This window comes from Shewanella sp. GXUN23E (genome assembly GCF_050865035.1).
GTDB lineage: Bacteria > Pseudomonadota > Gammaproteobacteria > Enterobacterales > Shewanellaceae > Shewanella.
Genome location: NZ_JBOZWP010000004.1, coordinates 209,165 through 230,258 on the forward strand (window position 1 = coordinate 209,165; position 21,094 = coordinate 230,258).

The following is a 21,094-nucleotide window of genomic DNA, read 5'->3' on the forward strand; positions in this document are numbered from 1 at the left end:
TACTCAGTTAAAAGAGACGCTGGAGATATCTGAGCAATTGCCCGTACCCTGCTCACACACCTGGTAAGTATACATACCGTAAGGGTTGCTCAGGATATCGGTATAACTGCCATCGTTGCCGGTGGCGCTGATGACCACGCCATTGCGGAAAATATCCACTTTACGGCCGGAGGCTCCGGACCAGCTCAGGATGACCTGCTCGCCACGCTTGCCGGAAGACACAGAAGTAGACAACTGAATATCCACAACCGGCGCCGCTTCGCAGCCTTTATTGAGCAGATACTCATGAGCGTCAGCAATCTTGACGATACCATAGCCAAAGTAATCATCACGGCCAGCAGCGCCCGCATCAAAGGCCGACTGCTTCAGCGCTTCACGGATATCGCTGCCGCTGCAGTCAGGGTGATTGGACCACAGCAGCGCCGCCAGCCCCGATACCGCAGGGGTCGCCATGGAGGTGCCGCTCATATATCCATAGTCAGAGCTGCTGATCCCAACTGACAGCATGGAGGCCGCCATAATGGCACCACGATCTTCCAGGGCGGCGCCCACAGCCGGAATGGTCGCCGTGGTTTCTTCACCCAGCGTGCCGTACAGCATGCCGGCAACGTTATTGACGATAATGGCGGCAATCCCCCCCGAGGCTTCGCAGTTCATCACTTTGTCGTTGAAGGAGATCTCACCGCGGTCGATGACACAGACCTTACCGGCAGCGTTTTCATCCACCGCATTGCCCAGCGCCATATAATAGCCCTCAGCAGACACGTCACCCAGGCCGGCATAGCTCATACCGGTGGAGGCAATGGCCTGACCATCACCTTCCAGCACAGACAATACCGCCATATCTGCCGGATAAGTCGACAGGGTGTTGACCCCGCCCGCCGTCACTTCCACACAGCTGGTGTCGATGATCTGCTGATTATTCTTGTTACCCTTTCCTGAGTAGATAATGGTACAGGCCGGAAACTGTGAGAAAGCGGCAATGTCGTCATTGGCATCGTTGGCACCAATCATCATCACAGACTCATACCCGGCAGGATAGGAGCGCACATTGTTGCCATCGTTGCCTGCCGCAGCCAGCACCAGGCCGCCATCTGCAGTAAAGCGTTTGAAGGCATTTTCTTCGATACTGTTGGGACGACCGCCGCCCAGACTCATGTTGATGATATTGGCGCCTGCTGCCGCACACTTTTCAGTGGCCGCCGCCAAATCCGAGGAGTAGCCCCAGCCGTCTGCGTTGAACACCTTGACGATATGCATGTCCACACCGGGCGCCATACCTATGACACCGATGCCGTTATCAGCCGCCCCTATGGTACCGGCGACATGAGTGCCGTGAGGCCCGCCATTTTCATCCCAGTTACCTGTACCCGGATCGTTATCGCCTGTGATGTTCTGCCACAGGAAATCCTCATTGGAGCGGTCCAGCCCCGAGTCGATCACACACACCTTCATGCCGGTATTGGCCTGCAGGGTCAGCTGATTGGCCTGTGACTGATACACAGCATAAGGGGTCAGCTGAGTCACCCGGGCATCACCGGCATCATCGCTGTAGCTTAGTAATTTGCGTTTTGCGTCGGCCTCAATCAGCTGGATATGGGGATTATTCAGCAGGCCTTTTACCTCGGCCAGATCCTTGCCGCTGAAGGTTGCCGCGAAGAAATCCTGCCCTTCGGTGTGAATGTCGCCACCCAGCTTTTTCGCCAGCGCCTTCACCACGCCTTTGTGGCCGACATCCACCTGAATAACATAACGGTCATCGGCAGCCTGGGCACCAAAAGCCATACCTATGCCAAGTGCAATCAAGGTCTTGTTAACTGTTTTCATGACTCACCTTAATATTGAATTCTGATTCTTGCAGGGAAATCCGGGGGCGGGACGCCCTGCCCCCGGATGCAGACTATGGGTTCAGATGCTCACAGCGGCCGAACTGCGCACCTGATTTGATTTTGCTGATCAGGCCGTTAGGGAATCCGGTTTTCATCGACTGACCGTTTTCACACACATAAACCTGACTCATGTCCACATGGTAGGCCACCATGGCCCCGGCGATACCACCGACCATCTTGTTACCGGCGCCGCTCAGAGACAGCGGATTATCCATATGTGCATTGGCCGCTTCGGTGACGCCCTGCTTGCCAAAGAATTCATCCAGGGACATCCACCCCAGAGTGCGGATATAAATCGCCCCCTTAAAGCCCGCCCAGAAGTCACCGGCACGGCCGATAATCACATCGCCGTTATCGCTCATATCGGTTGGCAGCAAACCCGCGAATTCCCCGAAGTTGGCGTGTACCCAATCGGCGCCTTCGATGTCACAGATGTTCTGCCCCCAGAACAGGAACGGGATATCGTCACACCATTTAAGACCACCGATATCAGTAAAGGCCGCATCTCCGGACCTGGTGTGGTTCCACAACATGACATTGCCTTGCTCAGTGCCCAGGGCAACCTGCTTTCCATCGTAAGAAGAAGCATGAGCTTCAATGGCGCCCACCTGCTGGAACAGATTGATCATCGGACCTTCATTTACCCAGGCAACCGCTTCCCAGCCATCGAGAGAGCCCAGCGCCACTTCTCCGTTACCCGAGATAGCATGAGCACGAACCCAGGCGCTGTAACCCCATTCGACATTGCTGGTATCCAGCTCACGCATGCCTTTTTTTGGGGTCCAGATAAACGGGACCAGCTCGCCTTTGTCGTACTCGTAGCATTCGCCGTTGTTATCGACATCCTTGTAGGCCAGACCCACAACTGTGTTCCCGGCATCATCAATATCCCAGCCGGAGGCAGCAGCCGTGCCGGTCTGAGAACCGCCGCCGCAGCTGTTACCGGTAAAATCTCCCAGCGGGGTTATGCCTTTGGCGTCGCTCCAGATGGCCGGCGCACTCACGCCATTGCGGTCGTGATCCGAGTTAACCAGCAACTTGGTGCCGTTGCGGTTCATTCGACCGCTGTCGACAGTGATATAGTCGGGCAACATCTCAAAGCCCTTGTTCTCATCCCAGGTAAAACCATAACCTACGATAGAGCCCATGGATGAACGGCCATTCTTGGCCAGATCGGTCAGGTGCGCATTAACAATAGGCCGGAAGTTGATGCCATCGTCATAGCCGTTGAAGGTCAAATCCGCCTGCTTGGTTTGACCGGCCTGAGCCACAATAGGGGTAAACTCACACTGATTGTCAGTCGCCGGATTACTGCTTTCACTGTCGTTCCAGTATTCAGGCACGGACACAATCGAACTTGGTGATGTTGGGTACCCCCCGGCCAGAATCTCTTCGGTATACAGCACATAACGCTGACCCGGCGTCAGCCCACTGATTTTGAAGTAACCATCAGGACCAACCTTACCCTGACTGGCATAACCGGACTGAACGGATACCGCATCAAGCAGTGGGTTATCGATATTGCGGGCAATGATGTTGACGCCGCTGTATTCAGTGCTGCCATCTTTCAGCCGCAAGGTCCCTTCGATGGAGCCGTAGCTGGCTTTGTACTCAGCCGTCGGATACAGGTTGGAAATAGACACCCTGTCATCCAGCACATTCACTGTGCTTTGCGCGATACCACCCACGCCGTTATGGGAGATGAAGGGAAACATGGTCTCTATGATGGCAGGATCGGCCGGATTTTCTGTACCGTCCCACACCTCAGTGTCAAATCGGTGGACGGGATTGACGCCACAGCCCGGCACCCCGGGATACAGAGGTGCCCAGGGATAGCTCATATAACCGAGGTGACCATTGGTCTGAGAGTGGGACAGGTTGATGGCATGGCCGAACTCATGGGTAAACACACCGGCAACCTGATTGCCTTCAGTGTCGTTGACATACACGTTCCAGCCATTCATCACCGCCGTGGCTTCGATAATCTTGTTGTTGCCGTCAGCAATTTCAGGAAACGCTATCCCCAGCACGGCTTCTTTGGGCACGCCAAAGAAATTTTCCAGAATGCTGCCATCGGTGTCATACAGCACCCAGAAACCATAACCGTTCTGTTTGGTGTAGATCTGCGCAGCGTTGGCGCCTGTGACATCCTTGATACCCGTCTTATCCTCGATGGTACCGGCAACGTCAGCACGGAAAGTCGACGTCTCGACATGGTTCCACTGATCGAAGGCAAATTGGGTAATTTCAACTGCCCTGTCTATGGTTAAAAACACAGTGCCATCATAGTCATAGGTAAAAGCCTCCCCGCCATCGACATACACGGGAATTGAGCCTTTGGAGGTGTCCCACACATAGGGCGCTGGGGTGCCATCGTCGGTAGTCAGCAGCGGACCGGCTGCAAATGCAGAGCCCGTACTCAGCAAGCCTGTCAGAGCAAGAGTTAACTTATTGATTTTCATTATTTCATCTTCCCATTGCTAATCCATTGCTCTGATACAGCCTTGCCTACCAGACCCATAAAGTCGGCAGCATCGACCGCGCCGGTGGTGGTCAGCATCTTGTTTTCCGACTCAGACAGCAGACCGTTGGCAAACTCCATCTCGCTGAAGATGCCGTGATTATTGAATTCGTTGCGCAGTTTGCCGCCCTGGATAACAAACTTGCCCTGAGCCATGCCGGCAGTCGTGCGCAGACCGGTTAACCCCGCCGCTTCATGCATGAATACCACGACGGTTTCATTGGCATGCCAGCGAGGAAAGCCCTCAGGGGTAACCGCCAGCATCTTATTGCCGTTGGCCAGCGTACGTGGTTGAGTCAGCCCAAACTGACGGAAGGTATAGCTGGAATTCCTGGCGTGCTGCCCCTTGGCGGCAGTATTCACCTTAATAGTGACTTCAGTGTAAGGAATGCCCTGCTCTGAAATACCATCGGTTACTGACTGCACCTGGCCAGATAAAATACTTTCAGACTCGGCAATCAATTGTTTTAAATTTTGTGGTTTCAGCTTTGCTGCATGCGAGGGTGCAGCAAGCAGCACCAGCGCAGATATCAGCGCCAGCAGATATGGCTTAAGGTTCATAGACTATCCTTCTGTTTAGTTTTTATATAAGGCAGGGCTGAACTGTGCTGCCGTAAATTCAAGCTAGCGAGTCGTGATTTTCGGCGATATCAGGGAATCCCTGATTTTTGGGTGACAACAAAGAGGCCTGGTATCAGAAGATGAAACAGCGATTAACGAGAGGATAGAGCGTAACAGTGCAAATAACTAAAGCGATATCAGTTAGCGAACTTTAAAACTCACAAACCAAACCATCAAAGGTGGAGATATTTAAATAAACAGGATATTCAGCACCAAAACAAAAGCACCAAACCGCAACAACTAAAAACCTTAAAAAATAATAACACAAAGAATAAACAGCTAAATGCACGCCACTTTTCAATCAAATTATCCATACACAAAGACAGATACAAACCAATACCAAAGCGACAAAAGCAATAAGGTTCACCAACACCGGCAGGTGTTACATTGTGTATCATAACGAGATATTCACTACTGAATGAGATGTTGTTGCAACGCAAAACGAACCAATCCGGCAACATCAAAAATATTCAGACGCGCCATAATATGAGCACGGTGAGTTTCAACTGTTTTTATACTGACATTAATTGACTCGGCAATTTGACGGGTAGAATAACCCTCAGCAATCAGCTGTAATATTTGCTTTTGTCGCTTGGTCAGCAGTTCAAGCAATGAAGTCGAATCCGCATGGCTGGATAACAATTTGCTCAATATGTCCGTATCGATTTCCCTGCTGATATAAGTACCTCCCTGCAGCACTGTGGTAATTGCCGGTTCCAATTCGTCAACCGCAGCATCTTTTAATAGATAACCATGAGCGCCGTGCCTGACACAGTTGGCCACATATTCAATATTACTGTGCATCGACAAAATCAGGATTTTGATGCCGCTATCCTGCCGTGCGAGCAACTTGACCACCTCCATCCCATTCAGGCTTTTAATGGAAATATCCAGCACCAGCAAATCCGGCTGTAATTTCCTGACCAGCGCAGTCGCTTCCAATCCATCACCGCACTCTCCAACGACAGTAAGAGACTCAATGGAATGCAATAAGGTTTTAATGCCTGCCCGCACCAGTTCGTGGTCATCAACCAGGACCACGCTGTAGTTATTCTGCATAGGGAAACTCAACTGTTATCGATACGCCACCACCAACAGCGGCATTGATTTCAAGATCACCGGCAAGAGACAACACCCGCTCTTCAACACCCAATAACCCAAGATGGCGACCACCGCTGATTTTGGCTTTTACGCTGTCAATATCAAAGCCGATGCCGTTATCGGAAATCCGCGCCCGGACGCTGGAGTCAGTAACCGCTAAAGTCACTTCAATCCGGGTTGCCATGGCATGCCTGATGGCATTGGTCACAGATTCCTGTATCACCCGAAACAGCGTGATAGTGAGCTCAGGATTGATCCGGGGAAAATCTTCATCGGCAACAAATGTAATGGGATGGCTCAACGACGAGGACATAATGCGCAGCTGATGACTGATTCCGGCGACCAAACCCACGTCATCCAACAGGCTGGGCCTTAAGTCGAATGATATCGCCCGCACCTGTTTAATCATGCCTTGTATGGTGTCTATACACTGGTCAATCTGCTGACTTCCCTGTGGATGCTGACGGCGAAAGAGTTGCAGGCTGATTTGGGTTGCCGTAAGGGATTGACCGAATTGATCATGCAGTTCCCGGGAAATGGACTTACGCTCTTCTTCCTTGGCATGTTGCAACCTGGTCGCCAGACTGCGCATCCCCTCAAAGGCAGTCTGCAGTTGTTGTTCATTCTGCCTGAGCTGTGCAATCACCTTCAGCTTATCCTCTTTCAGGGCAGTTAGCTTTCGGGTGTAGCGCTCCCACCTGGCCATGCGATATCTGTGATACATCACCGCCAGCAGGCAAAGCAGTATGAGCGCCAGCATCATATAGCGGGTGTTTCGCCACCAGGGGGGAATAACGGCTATCTCAAGCTGAGCAGGCTCACTCCATACCCCACTGGTTCCCAAACCACGAACCTGCAATCGATGCAATCCGGGCTCCATCTTATAAAAATTAAGATGGTTCATATTGTTAAGCGGTATCCAGCTGTCTGATGGCGAGACACGGTACTCATAGCTGTGGCTTGGCGCAGCAAAATCCAGCAATGCAAACTCTACGCTGAGCATTCCCTCCCACGGAATGGTCAATCGCTGCCTCTCTGTGATGGCCAGGCCCTGCAATGTGTCTGGCAAGCCATCGTGTGCCAGCCTGGTAAATCGCATCGGGAAATGGATCGCAGGGCCGATACCTGTCGCGTGAGTCAGCAAATACACGCCATTATGGCTGCCAAACACACTGTAAGCCGGACCTGCAGACTTTGACCTTTGAATAAAACTGCCGGCATGAGTCAGTACCGGGTCTGCCAGAGGCTGAAAAGTATCGTCAGCCGGTGAAAAGGCGAATATTCCTGTGTTGGTAGCAACCCAAATATTGCCATCATCCTGGGGTAAAATCGCTTTAACCGAGTCAGTTGCCAGCCGGGGATCTGCGGTAACATTCACTCCCCCGGGCATATGCTGATCCAGCGTGACCGTGTGCAGACCACCACCATCGGTTCCAACCCAAACTCTGCCTTGCCGATCTTTGGCTATATCTGAAATATAAAAGTGAGTTAAACCGCTGTTGCTTACCAACAGGCGCTGGCATGACATAGTGGCCAACTCACAGAGATTAAGGCCGTTTGAACGGGTGCCAACCCACAGAAAGCGGCCATCGAGCAGCAGCGAGGTTATATAATTGCCGCTCAGAGAAGACGGATCATCAGGATCGTGTCGGTAGGCCGTAAATCCACCACTGCTGATATCAAACCGGTACAGGCCATCCCCGCCGATCCCTACCCAGATATCGCCATCTTTCCCCGGTTCCAGAACCCTCACAAATCCCTTTCCAATGGAATCAGCCTTATCCGGATCATATCCCCAGAAACCCAGCACCCTGCCGGTATTGTCTATATACCAAAGTCCATTGGAGGCGCCGACCAGCAACGCCTGCGGCCCTACTGTGGCGAGGCTGACAATGCCATTGAGTTGCAAGGCGCCCAGACTGACATCAAGTTTGCTCAGCTGCCGGGTTTGCATATCCATCCAATGCAGTCCGTGACTGAAGGAACCCAGCCATACCCTGTCACCATCCTGTTCTGCCAGCACCGCAGTGACATCCGGTAACGCATGCCAGAAACTGTCGGTCTGAGCAGCGGCACTCCTTGCCGGCAAAGGGGAGTCATACAGGAAAACCCCGCTGCCCCAGGTTGCATAATACAACTGACCTGACTGGCTTTTGATGATACTGGTGACAGTATCATCACTGCCGGGAGTCAGCGCTTTAGCGTAACCAGAGCCGGGCCTGAATGCATGTAAACCATGACCCAGCGTGCCGACATAAAGGACATCAGCATCCAGCATCAGCGATGCCACGATTGGTTCAGCTCCGGTGATACTGCCCAATTCGACCTGACTGGCAGCCAGGTCGTCAAACCCGATCCGTATCAGTCCCAGCCGGGTGCCCACCCACAGACACTCTCCAGCCTGCTCTGCAATGGCAAATACGTCATGATTCCCCTGAGGCAAGGGAACGGTGACAAATCCGGTGGCATCATCCTGCCAATAGGCCAGCCCGCCCCCCAGGGTCCCAACCCACAGGCGATTCAGGCTGTCGACAAACAGCTTGTAGACATAATTACCGGGCAACGAACCGGCAACGCCTTCCTGTTTAAAATAGCGGGTATTCATACCGGATTTGGGGTCAAGGCGATTCAAGCCAATCTGGGTTGCCACCCAGAGTTGGCCATTAGCACCTTCAATCACATCGTAAACGCTGTCATTACTGAGAGAGTGATTGTCAGCCGATTGATGTCGATAATTGGTAAAAGATTGAGTCGCAGGATTGTACCGGCTCAAACCACCGCTGTTGGTCGAAACCCAGATGTGATTGTCACGGCTTTGATAGAGGTTACGAATATCCAGTGCAGCAATACTGCCCGGCTCGCTGATATTCGGCTTATGCGCCTGAAGTTGATAACCATTATAAAAAAACAGTCCTTGCTGGGAACCAATCCACATAAATCCCTGATGATCCAGCAGGACGGCAGAGATGTTTTCCGCATTGAGCCCGGCATGCTGAGCAATACGCTGACCACTGGCCTGAACCCCGGCGACTATCCAAAGCAACAGCACTGCCAATACACGTATGACCAAGGTAAACATCGGCTCCTCCCCCCAGAGCCAACACGCTATCATCTGCCAAAGTCACCATCAACATACTGATAACATTACATTAATAAAAGCCCGCGCTAATATTCCTGAAATAATTACGGGTCCCCACTCAAAACTCTGAATTGACTTAAACCCACCCGTAAACAGACCATGAAACACCCTGCCTGCGCTACTTTTGCTCATTTTACAAAAGCCATAAAAAAACCCGCCATCAGGCGGGTTTTTTAAGAAAGCTCAGCTTAGCGCAGAATTACTTCTTGGCAGCAGCTTCTTTAGCTTTAACGTCAGCGATTACCGTTTCAGCTACGTTGTTCGGACATGGAGCGTAGTGTGAGAACTCCATGGAGAACTGACCACGACCAGAAGTCATGGTACGCAGGTGACCGATGTAGCCGAACATTTCAGCCAGCGGTACGTCAGCCTTGATGCGAACGCCAGTCAGACCAGCTTCCTGATCCTTGATCATGCCGCGACGACGGTTCAGGTCACCGATTACGTCACCAACGTGATCTTCTGGAGTGAACACGTCAACCTTCATGATAGGCTCCAGCAGCTGTGGCTTGGCCTTAGGCATGGACTGACGGAATGCACCTTTAGCAGCGATTTCGAACGCGATAGCAGAGGAGTCAACTGCGTGGTAAGAACCATCGAACAGTTCAACTTCAACGTCCAGTACTGGGAAGCCAGCCAGAGGACCGGTAGCCATCATAGACTCGAAGCCTTTCTCAACGGCAGGCCAGAATTCCTTAGGAACGTTACCACCCACTACGCTGGATACGAACTTGAAGCCAGATCCTGGCTCACCTGGACGGATGCGGTAGTCGATCTTACCGAACTGACCAGAACCACCAGACTGTTTCTTGTGAGTGTACTGGTCTTCGATTGGCATGGTGATGGTTTCACGGTATGCCACCTGTGGAGCACCCACAGTCAGTTCAACACCGAAGGTACGCTTCAGGATGTCTACTTTAATATCCAGGTGCAGTTCACCCATACCTTTCAGGATGGTGTCACCGGTTTCCTGGTCGGTTTCAACCTGGAATGATGGATCTTCAGCAACCATCTTACCCAGAGCAACACCCAGCTTCTCAGAAGCGCCTTTGTCCTTAGGAGTAACAGCGATAGAGATTACTGGAGTTGGGAAGATCATTGGTTCCAGAGTACATTCGTGCTTAGGATCACACAGAGTGTGACCAGTCTGAACGTTCTTCATACCTACAACCGCGATGATGTCGCCAGCTTGTGCGCTGTCGATTTCGTTACGGTCGTTAGCGTGCATCTCAACCATACGGCCGATACGCTCAGTCTTACCGGTAGCAGAGTTCAGGATGGTGTCACCCTTCTTCAGCTTACCAGAGTAGATACGGATAAAGGTCAGGGCACCGAAACGGTCGTCCATGATCTTGAACGCCAGAGCGCGCAGTGGCTCGTCTACAGAAACAGTAGCAACTTCGCCAGTCTCTTCACCAGTTTCTGGATCAGTCAGAGGCTGTGGGTCAACTTCAGTTGGAGAAGGCAGGTAATCAACCACGCCGTCCAGAACCAGTTGCATACCTTTGTTCTTAAACGCAGAACCACAGAAAGTTGGGAAGAACAGCAGGTCACGGGTACCCTTACGGATACAACGCTTCAGTTCTTCGATAGATGGCTCGGTACCTTCTTCCAGGTACTCCATCAGCATATCTTCGTCAACTTCCAGAGCAGTTTCGATCAGCTTTTCACGGTATTCTGCAACCAGATCAACCATGTCAGCTGGAACTTCTTTAACTTCGAAGTTTTCTGGCAGACCTGAATCATCCCAAATGAAAGCTTGGTTGTTCAGAACGTCAACAACGCCCACGAACTCATCTTCACGACCGATTGGCAGAGTCATAACCAGTGGGTTAGCACCCAGAACACGCTTAACCTGAGCAACTACGCGGAAGAAGTCGGCACCCATACGGTCCAGCTTGTTCACGAAGATCAGACGAGCAACTTCAGACTCGTTAGCATAACGCCAGTTGGTTTCTGATTGTGGCTCAACACCGCCGCTACCACAGAACACACCGATACCACCGTCCAGAACTTTCAGAGAACGATAAACTTCAACGGTGAAGTCAACGTGTCCGGGGGTGTCAATAACGTTGAAGCGGTGATCCTTCCAGAAACAGGTAGTCGCCGCTGACTGAATGGTAATACCACGCTCAGCTTCCTGGTCCATGAAGTCCATGGTGGAGGCGCCATCGTGTACTTCACCCAGACGGTGGATTTTACCGGTGAGCTTGAGGATACGCTCGGTGGTCGTGGTTTTACCCGCGTCAACGTGAGCGAAAATACCAATATTTCTGTATTTTGATAAGTCGGTCATGATTCAACTTTTATGCTTAGTTTAGAAAGTAGACGGAGTATGCCACAAATCGCAGCAAACCACACATCAGATTTTGAGGCGCATATTGTAAATGCGAAACACTCTACAGCGCAAACCAAGCTTGCACTTTTTCACAACAAGATTGGGAGTTATTCCCGCTTTTTAGTAAAAAAGCACCGCACTTTAAGTTGTTAGCTGAAATTATCGATTGTTCTGCCGTTTACAGACAATCAACCTGATAATCCTGTCCGCAATTGCAATGCCCTAATAAAACAAGGAAAGGTACAACCGCTTTCATGCTAGGGATACGGCGTTTCATCGCCGCACACAGCCAGACGAGGTTAATACCCTCCCGCCGTCATGGCATTCCATATAAACTGCTTTGCCACGACATCTACTATGCAACTCCCCGCCTGTCGGCAAGGTGATCGGTTTATGAAATCTCTTTGGTCAACAGCTCATCAAACGCCGGGATCACCAGTACGTGGCTGCGCATCTTACTGAGAACCGCTTCAGCAGTGTTGCCAATAACATGTCCAAGGATCCCCTTGCGCTGACGGGCGCCAATCACGAAATACTGCGCCTTCAACCGGCACGACAGATCGTAAAGACAAAGCTCGGGATCGCCGGCGACCACATGAATTTGTTCATCGGGCAGATTCAGCGCCGCCAGCTCATCAGCAAATCGCTCCCTGGCCGCCGCAGCAACAGTGGCATTGTCCACTAAATCCAGGTCATTGATGACTACGTGCATACGGCTGACATAGGCCACATGCAGTTTACCGCCGGTTGCCTGAGCCAGTGCCCGTCCTCTGGCAACCGCAGCCTTGTTCAGCTTCTGTTTGACCGGAGAGTTACTGCCCAAATCCACAGCGACCAGCACATCCTTACCGGTTTGCTGCGGCTTGTCGCTGAGAAACAGCACCGGCACTTTGGTATGGCGGATCAGGTGCCAGTCGGTAGGCAAAAACCGGTCACTGGCATGGATAGCCTTCACGATTAGCTTGAAGCCCTGCTCATGAGCTGTCTTGCTGGCATGCTCGTAAAGGTGCTTGCACCACAGACTTTGCACCGGGATTTGTTCGGCGCCAAGATCTGCCAGCTTTTGTTCCACTGCCTTTTTGGCCTTTTTGACAATCGCGGCCTGAGTGACTGGCGTCACCACAGGAATATAGTGGTCAAAGTCGGGCAGATGCTCATAGCTGTAGGCGTAAATTTCCGGCGCCATTTGCAGCTGCAATGCCAATTTTACCCCCTGGGTGACGGCATCTGACTGACTGTCGGCTTTCTGCGCAATAATATAGACCTTGTCCATCACATTCCTCCTGAATGAATTCTGACCTTTCCGTGTGTCATTTTACTGACCAACAATTAATCCACGATTAATTTGTGAGCTTAGACAGAAACAGCTAGACAGGATTGTGATGGCGATCGCATATCAAGAGAGTTTCAGGCAACCCCTGAGGATAGATGTCCGAAGCGGAAGTTGCCCCGACCATGTTCTTTGACTTCATACATGGCAATATCCGCTGACTCCAGTATCTCTTCTAGAGTCCGGCCGTGCTGCGGATAAACTGCAATACCAATACTGGCGCCGATATCACACTCCAGTATGTCATTGACGATGATCGGACGCGCTAACCGGCTCAGTACCGTTTTCGCCAGCTTACGCAGACGGGCATTGTCTTTATCAACATTGCCAACACCGATAACGAATTCGTCGCCGCCCCAGCGGGACACCATCACATCCTCACCGAGACCATCGAGCCGCTCAGCCACCACTTTCAATACTGTGTCGCCAGCCTCATGACCATAGATATCATTAACCGGTTTGAAGCGATCCAGATCCACCAGCAGCAGCCCCATCAAGCCATTGCTCTGATCGGCCCGACGCATCATCTCCTTGAGAATTTGCTCCCCCGCCCGACGATTTTTCAGGTGAGTGAGCATGTCGTGCTCGGCTTCAAAGCGGATCATCCGCTCACGGTAGGTTCGTTCGGTCACGTCATACATCATTACTTCAAGGACAATCTCAGTTTCGTCCTCTGACACCTGCACTTTGGAAAACAGACAATGCACCCACTTGAGGATATCCGAGTCCACCGTGCGCAGCTGTAATTCCATCTCTACGTGATTGGCAAAAGGGTCGTCCCGGAATGCAATCAAAAATGCCGCCAATTCGGTTTGCTCTTCAAACCACTCAACCAGGGTATTGCGCGACTGCCGGCTTTGGCTGCCACTGAGTTGGATAAATGCTTCATTCACCTCAACCAGCACATTATTCGAATCCACCAGACAAATGCCTGCACTGGCCTTTTCAAAAATCAGCCTGAATTTACGCTCCAGCTGCTCAGTCTTTTCCCGCAACTCACGTTCCTGAGCGATGGACGCATTGAGATTACTGATCAGGGTGTTAATCCCGGTCACCAGGCTGCCAATTTCGTCCTTTTCATGGCCTTTGGGAATGCTCAGGATGGCATTGGTTCCCGGCCTGATTTGCTCAACCTTACCGGTCAGCATATTCAAGGGCGATGTCAGGGTCTTGTTGACCAGAATTGACACCAGCACTGCAATCGCCAAAGCCTGAATCGCCAGCACCCAGGCCTGACTGATCGCCCCGGATGTCGCTCTTTCATCGATCAGCGCCATGTTGGGCAGCAGTTGCAACCGCCCCAAAACCTCATCACCAAAAAATGGATGTCTGATATCAAACTCCAGGATGAATATTGATCCCTCATCAAATCCTTTACTGCCAACCCAGCTGCCTTTTTCCGATACCAACATGGCGCCAGCCACCAGATCGTTAACCTCCAGACCTTCAACAATCTCCTTGGCCAGCTCAGCATCCTGTACATACAGCGCCACTGAAGCCGTTTTCTCCACGGTCAGCGCCAGCTGTTTGATTTGCTCTCTGGCACTCTCGGTCCAGCGCTGTTTGGCATCCAGATAAAAATACAGGCTGGCGATCAGTGCCCCGACAAAGGCACCGATACCAATAGCAAATGCGACTTTGACGTAAAGCTTCTGATTAAGGACCAAATCTGTGCACCACCTTCATGGTATCTGTCAGCTCAGAGCTGCGCACAAAACTGATGGCAGATGGCGAGCTGCCAATCCGCTGGCTCAGAGCCTCAACAGAGGCTATTTCTTCCGGTTGCCTGACCCGTCCGGAAAACTGCAATCTGGCCCAATAGGCATTGACCTGTGCCAGACTGCGATTAACCAATGAACGATAAAAGGCCTCCTGAACCAGAGGATCACTGGCATTTTCATACACGACAACTGACTGACCATTGGGGAAGGTGCGATAGCGCCCCATAAATATGTCCACCAGCTGGCCATGAGTCAGGGTTTCGATATCACTGTCTGCATTAACCACCACCGACAGCGCCTCTTCCGCTTTAACCGGAAGCAGTATCACCCATAGCAGTAACAGCGTTGATAGTTTCTTCATGGCTAAAAGGTAAAGCTCAGGTTGATGGAAAACAGTTGCACTTGGTCATCATGAGACAAAGCATTGTCCCTAACCCACAAAGAACTGCCGGGTTGCATGATAGACACGTTATCCCACTGCACTTTGAGTGCGACATCCTGCGCAAAATCCCAGCGCAGCCCCAAACTCCACGATCGCTGCTCCAGCCGCGAGGCCATAAAGGTGTAGTTCACCCCCTGATACAACTGCTGTAACTCAAGTTGCGCCTGCTCAGGTAAAAAAGGAGAGATCTGTGGTGGTGGTACGTGAGGTACATCCTGCGTTTGGTGTACTCCGGCATAGACAGCGTAAAAAGTGAAGTCTTCGATTCGCCGTCCCACGCTCAGATAGCCGGAAACATAAGGCATCAACATGTCCCAGTTGGTATCTGTATATCCCAGCTCTGACTGGACCAGCCAATCGCCATTGTCGTACTGCACTCCCGCGGCATAGTAAACAGCATCACGGTTTTCAAAACGGATTTCACCCGCCAGACCGGCTGCCTCCGGCCACAACTGCGAAGGCACCTGCTCCAGTGCATAGATGAGTTCAGAAGATGGCTCGGACATGCCCGTGGTATCTGCCATGGCAACAGCGACGCGCCACAGCCACTCAGCAGACGACATACTCAAAGTGAGGGCGTATACCTGATTGAGTTTGATTGTAATGTCCTGATCGGCACCAGCCAGGTCTGCTTTGTTGGTGCCATAGGCCAGCTTGGCCTCAAGCAGATAATCACCGGCGTGGCGGCGGTAGGAAATATCGGCTCCGTCATACTTGGATATAGATGAAATCAGGCTATAGAACTCGGGCACAGGACGCGCCCATAGGTAAGCATAAGAAACATCCCGATACTCTGACAGCATATACAGATCCAGCCCCAGACGGCCAACACGAATGGCCCAGTTGTCGTCAGGACGGTATCGGATGAATCCCCATTCAACAGTATCACTAAGCTGGTGACTGACTCTGTCTTTGAGCACAACCTGGATCAGAGCATCAAACCTGTCGTTCAGTTGTGCATCCAGTTGCAGACCGAGCAAACTGTCTGCATTGGCACTCCAGCCCTGAGGTACGCCGTCCATCGTATAGTCACGATGAAACTTCAGATTCCGGCTATCGTTATGAATCACCCCAAGATTGCCAAACCCGCTGAAACCTACACCGGCATCAGCATTAACGTTGCCACTCCCGACTCCCCACAATAGGCACAAGCTCATAAGCAAGCTTCTGTTCACTGCATTCTCCTGAAATTTACCCTTTCAGCGCCCCGGGAAGCCAATCCAGTCGCTCCCGGAAAACCCCGGACAACCCGAAGCATTGCGGCTATTTAGTTAGTTGCTTGTTAAGCTTAGAAGCTTTCTGGCGAATGTGGTAAATGAAAGCAGGGGTATTTCAGTTGAATCAACCAGTGAGTCAGTCCAAGGCAGCAATAAATTTCAGGCATAAAAATACCCGCCATTTGGCGGGTATTTTTTCAAGCTTTAAATCAGGCTTCGACCGGAGAGACCACGAACAGCAGATCGCCCTGAGACACCTGTTGGCCATTGGAGTTCAGAATACGCTCAATGCGGTATTTCTTGTCCTCAGGATACAGTACGGCGTTCTTACGGTTAAAGCCAGCCAGCGTGACCTGGGAGAACATCTTCATCGCCTCGGTCAGTGCCAGTGTCTGGTCAACCGCCACAACATCCCCTTCTTTGACGAAGTCAGCTTCACCCGGCGCCGGAGAGGTATAGAAGATACCAGCGCCCTGCGCCAGCACTTTCAGCTCATCACTCTCACCAACACGCAGCGATGCTGTATCCACCGCCTGGGTCTCAGCAGCGGCATCCATTTCAGCGATCAGCTCAGGAATATCCAACTCAGCCATCAGGCGTGGCAGATAGTTGGTGTCATACACACCTTCATTGAAGGTGGTATCCCGCAGAATACGCTTGAGCAGCGGAATATTGGTGCTGATGCCTTTGATAACCACATTGTCCAGATAAGCCAGCATCTTGGCGATGGTGTCATCTCGGTTTTCACCTGTCATGATGATCTGGGCGATCAGACTGTCATAGTAAGGTGATACTTCTTTGCCTTCACCGGCAATAGAGATGATTTCCACGTCCGGATGTTCCGGCATCACATATTCAGTGATCAGACCCGGATTAGGCAGCAGTTGCAACACGTTGTCGCTGTCCAGTGCAGCTTTCTCGGCCGTCACACGCACTTCGATGGCATAACCTTTGTCCTGAGGCTCCAGCGCTTCGATTGAACGTCCGGCGGCAATATCAAACTGCGCCGATACGATATCGATACAGGAGGTCGCTTCAGTGACCGGATGCTCTACCTGCAAACGGGTATTCATCTCCATGAAATACACTTCGTTGGCATCCAGGTTGTAGATGAACTCCACAGTACCGGCACCCATATAGTCAACGGCATTACCCAGCGCACGGGTATATTCCAGCACCTGCTGTTTCAGCTCTTCAGGCAACATGGTGGAACCGGACTCTTCTATCACCTTCTGGTTGTTGCGCTGCACCGAGCAGTCACGCAGACCCAGCACCTTGGTGTTACCGAATTTGTCACGCAACAGCTGAACTTCAATATGACGCAGAGAAGTAACGTATTTCTCCAGATACAGATCGCCATTACCAAAAGCGGCAGCCGCTTCAGTCGAGGTTTTCATAAACAGTGGGATCATGTCTTCAGGACGCTTCACCACCTGAATCCCTTTACCACCACCGCCCTGTACGGCTTTAAGCAGCACGGGATAACCAATTTCATTGGCAACATTCACCGCCTGCTCGGCATTGCTCAGAATACCGTGAGAGCCGGGGACCACTGGCACCTTATTGGCCTGAGAAGTCTTAATGGCGTTTGACTTGTTACCCATGGTGGTCATGGAGTGCACACTCGGGCCGACAAAGTTAACACCATTGTTGGTACACAGCGCCGCAAATTGAGGGCTTTCAGACAGGAAACCAATACCAGGGTGCAACGCATCAACCTGCTCGTACTCAGCCACTTTCAGCACTGAGTAGGCGTTCAGATATGACTCATCAGAGGTGTTGCCACCCAGACACACGAGTTTGTCGCTGTCCTTGAGCATATCTGCAGGTACTGCGGTCATGTCAGGATCAGAGGCCACCAGCACCACATTGATATTATTGTCATGCGCCTTGCGGATAAGCTTCACTGCGGTACAGCCACGGGCGTGAACCAGCACCTTGTCGATGGGCTTCATCAGCGCACGGGGATCATCCTGTCTCAGCTCATCATCCTGCAACTGCTGCTCTGGTACCAGAGTCGACAGCGCACTGCCAATCACTTCGCTGATATCCTGGGTTGGCATTGGCATCAACGGATCGATGCTGGCCAGCTGACCATCCAGCGTTTCGCTGAATGGGTTATGTACCAGGCCATTCATGGCACCTGGCACTCTGGACAAATAGTTGGACAGCGTCGAAGTCGAAGGCAGATACGCAGGCACCACCATCTGACCGGCGAACGGCATGTTGGTGCCGGAGAAGTAGTAGGTCTGCACCAATGGATGAGTCACAAAAGACGCCTGGGCACCACCGGTACAGTCACCGAAACCAAACATCAATACAGGCAGTTCGTTGTCGCGCACAAAACGGGTGATACGGTCGTTCACCACGGCCATAGAGAACAGGGCGGCGGCACCTTCTTTGGTCTGCATACCACCTGAGCTGATGAAGCAAATCACCGGCAACTTACGCTTGGCACACTCAATCAACAGCGCAGAGAACTTCTCGGCACTGGCCATATCAAAAGCACCGGCCTGGAACGCGGTGTTGGATACAGCCACACCCACTTTGATCTTCTGACCGTTGCTGTTGAAGTCTGCCATACCGGTAATCAGACCACAGGGGCGGATACCTTTGTCCAGCGCATCTTCAATAGACAGACGGAAGCCTGGGAAATTCAGCTGATTGGCTGACATCTTGTCGGCTTCAATCTCTTCAAACTGAGTGAAGAACTTGGCAATGATATTTTCCCAGCTCATCTTGCCGGTCTTCTTCTCATCACGCAGAACCTTCTGGATCAACAGATCCTGATAACCCATGGTCAGACGGTTCCAGAAGTCCTTACGACGACCGATACGTACCGGGTTAATGGCACCGGTATATTGAGTTGAGTCATCTTCACTGTCGAAGTACTCAGGCAGCAGGCGTTCAAAGAAGTATGTCAGGATCACAAACAGCGAGTTGTTCAGCTGTGGGAAACCCACACTCTTCCACTGTTCAACACGCACCAACAGCTCGGCGCGGTTGGACTGGCCCATAAAATACTTCAGCCACTTGTAGAACTTGCTCTTGTCATTGGCCACATCCTGAGTGGACATTGCCTTATCGATAGACTTGTGCAGCAGGCTGTCAACAGACGCGCGGGACAGACTCTTGGTCATCATGGCTTCTTTGGCGATAGACGCCAGATTCACCACAACGTTGTCATACAGGGCGTTGAAAATCAGAATGTTGTAGCACTGCCAAATGAAGTCTTCACGCAGCTCTTCATTGACCACCACATCCAGCACTGTCATCTCATTCAGCTCTGGCCATGGCTTTTGGGTCACGTCAGTCGGCAGACTTTCCAGATACTGGATCAGCCCTTTGAAGTTGTTGGCAGCGTTGCTCTTCCAGCGGTGATACAAAGACCAGCCGATGTTGAACATCAACGCCTTGCGCGCCTTCTTGTAGTTCTCTTTCGGCTCACCCAGGATCAGTCGGGTCAGCATATTACGTTCGGTGCTGACTTCATCCCGCTTGGCGATGAAATTGCCCCACAGCTTGTTCAGCTCATCGTCGTAAACCAGCTTGTCCGGGCTTGCCAACCAGGTTTGGAACACTCTGTCCTGTTCCTGTTGAATTCGGGCCTTCAGGTCACCTTCAGGCACACTCACCCGTGACAGGCGGCCGTACTGCTCTGTCGAAATAGAGTGAATACGGCTGCGCAGCGTCAGGTAACGCAGGTAGCGGTAAGCACTGCCGAACAGGTTCAGGTGCATGGTTGGGCTATTGGCGACTGCCAGTTCAGCGTGATGCTCCAGCGACTTCAGGCTGGAAGAGGGATTCAGGAAGCGCTCCAGAGATCTGTCATAGTGTTCACGCAGATCCTTGGACTCCTTCACGAATTTCACAGCAGCACGCTCAACCGCCTCGATAGAGGAAATAATGGCACGGCGCAGGTTGTGTTGACGCTCATCGCGGTCAGAAGGAGAAAAATCGATAATGCCGTCAATGCAACCGGCGGTATATAGCTCTTCCGGGGATACGCCCACAGACTTGGCGCACTCCTGCCAGGACAGGTTGTACTTGCGAGCAATGCTCTGCAAACCCTGTGGCTGGATGGTGTTAAAAATACCGTCACGCAGCGACAGCAGAATGTTGGCAGCCGCCAGCGGGATAGCACCACCTGAGTATCCGGCGCCAACTACAATACCGACTGTAGGTACGTCTACGTTGGCACTTTCAGCGATAGCCTTGGAAATTGAGTGAGCCTGATTGTGACTGTTGGCCACTTCACCGGCATCGGCTCCGGGTGTATCAATCAGGAACACGATAGGCATGGACAGCTCGGCAAACAGGCGAATGGCCTGACAACAGGCCATATGATGCTCAGGCATCCAGGCACCATTGGCGGTACTGCGCTCCTGGGCGATAAAGCCCACGCGACGGGTGCGTGAGCCGAAGTTCAGTTCAATTTCAGCGCTGTAAAATGGGCCGTTATGGGTTTCACGGATCAGCTTGCCTTTCAAATCGGCAATAATGCGCTTGGCACCTGGACGGTTTTTATCCAGAGTTGGCTGGATCACCTTGGCCACATAGCCATCAACATCCAGATTCGCCAAATCTTTGAGGTTGGCCTGAATGGCGTCGTCATCCAACAGACCATGGATCTCGTCTGATAAACTCTTTTTGCTGTGTTCCGGAAACAGAGAAAAATCTTTTGCCAGATGTTCAGCTTGTAGAAAAAGCGGATCGGCAGTTACTGCTTGAGTCATGTTAGCGGGCTTATTTTTGCTGGTCATCTAAAGATCCTC

The 21,094-nt window shown here is 51.8% G+C and carries 11 protein-coding genes; all 11 read right to left on the reverse strand.

Annotated features, from left to right (window positions below; genetic code table 11):
• Window positions 1-3 precede the first annotated feature (3 nt).
• The 11 genes from ACRRUX_RS05995 to ACRRUX_RS06045 all read right to left on the reverse strand — a co-directional run bounded on the left by ACRRUX_RS05995 (window position 4) and on the right by ACRRUX_RS06045 (window position 21,082).
• Window positions 4-1,827, reverse strand: a complete 1,824-nt coding sequence (locus ACRRUX_RS05995) for a S8 family serine peptidase (RefSeq protein WP_432528193.1) — start codon at window positions 1,825-1,827, stop codon at window positions 4-6.
• Between the two features lie 73 nt (window positions 1,828-1,900).
• Complete coding sequence (locus ACRRUX_RS06000; protein WP_432528195.1) at window positions 1,901-4,351, reverse strand: hypothetical protein; 2,451 nt, start codon at window positions 4,349-4,351, stop codon at window positions 1,901-1,903.
• On the reverse strand, window positions 4,351-4,971 hold the full coding sequence (locus tag ACRRUX_RS06005) for a hypothetical protein (protein WP_432528197.1): 621 nt from the start codon (window positions 4,969-4,971) through the stop codon (window positions 4,351-4,353). The genes ACRRUX_RS06000 and ACRRUX_RS06005 overlap by 1 nt, the downstream gene beginning before the upstream one ends.
• 471 nt (window positions 4,972-5,442) lie before the next feature.
• The gene (locus tag ACRRUX_RS06010; RefSeq protein ID WP_432528199.1) at window positions 5,443-6,090 is read right to left on the reverse strand and encodes a response regulator; all 648 of its coding nucleotides are present in this window, start codon (window positions 6,088-6,090) and stop codon (window positions 5,443-5,445) included.
• Window positions 6,080-9,211, reverse strand: a complete 3,132-nt coding sequence (locus tag ACRRUX_RS06015) for a ligand-binding sensor domain-containing protein (protein ID WP_432528201.1) — start codon at window positions 9,209-9,211, stop codon at window positions 6,080-6,082. The genes ACRRUX_RS06010 and ACRRUX_RS06015 overlap by 11 nt, the downstream gene beginning before the upstream one ends.
• A 259-nt stretch (window positions 9,212-9,470) precedes the next feature.
• Window positions 9,471-11,567, reverse strand: a complete 2,097-nt coding sequence (gene fusA, locus ACRRUX_RS06020) for an elongation factor G (RefSeq protein ID WP_432528203.1) — start codon at window positions 11,565-11,567, stop codon at window positions 9,471-9,473.
• 433 nt (window positions 11,568-12,000) lie between these two features.
• Window positions 12,001-12,882, reverse strand: a complete 882-nt coding sequence (locus ACRRUX_RS06025) for a universal stress protein (RefSeq protein ID WP_432528205.1) — start codon at window positions 12,880-12,882, stop codon at window positions 12,001-12,003.
• Window positions 12,883-13,016: 134 nt separating this feature from the next.
• Window positions 13,017-14,606: a diguanylate cyclase domain-containing protein gene (locus tag ACRRUX_RS06030; protein ID WP_432528207.1), complete on the reverse strand. Its 1,590-nt coding sequence runs from the start codon at window positions 14,604-14,606 to the stop codon at window positions 13,017-13,019.
• Window positions 14,596-15,021 carry a hypothetical protein gene (locus tag ACRRUX_RS06035; RefSeq protein WP_432528209.1) on the reverse strand — a complete coding sequence of 142 codons (426 nt, stop codon included), beginning with the start codon at window positions 15,019-15,021 and terminating at the stop codon, window positions 14,596-14,598. The genes ACRRUX_RS06030 and ACRRUX_RS06035 overlap by 11 nt, the downstream gene beginning before the upstream one ends.
• Window positions 15,022-15,023: 2 nt before the next feature.
• Window positions 15,024-16,259 (reverse strand): hypothetical protein, encoded by a 1,236-nt coding sequence (locus tag ACRRUX_RS06040; RefSeq protein WP_432528211.1) that lies wholly within the window; start codon window positions 16,257-16,259, stop codon window positions 15,024-15,026.
• A gap of 269 nt (window positions 16,260-16,528) precedes the next feature.
• Complete coding sequence (locus ACRRUX_RS06045) at window positions 16,529-21,082, reverse strand: biotin carboxylase N-terminal domain-containing protein (RefSeq protein WP_432528213.1); 4,554 nt, start codon at window positions 21,080-21,082, stop codon at window positions 16,529-16,531.
• Between the last annotated feature and the right edge of the window lie 12 nt (window positions 21,083-21,094).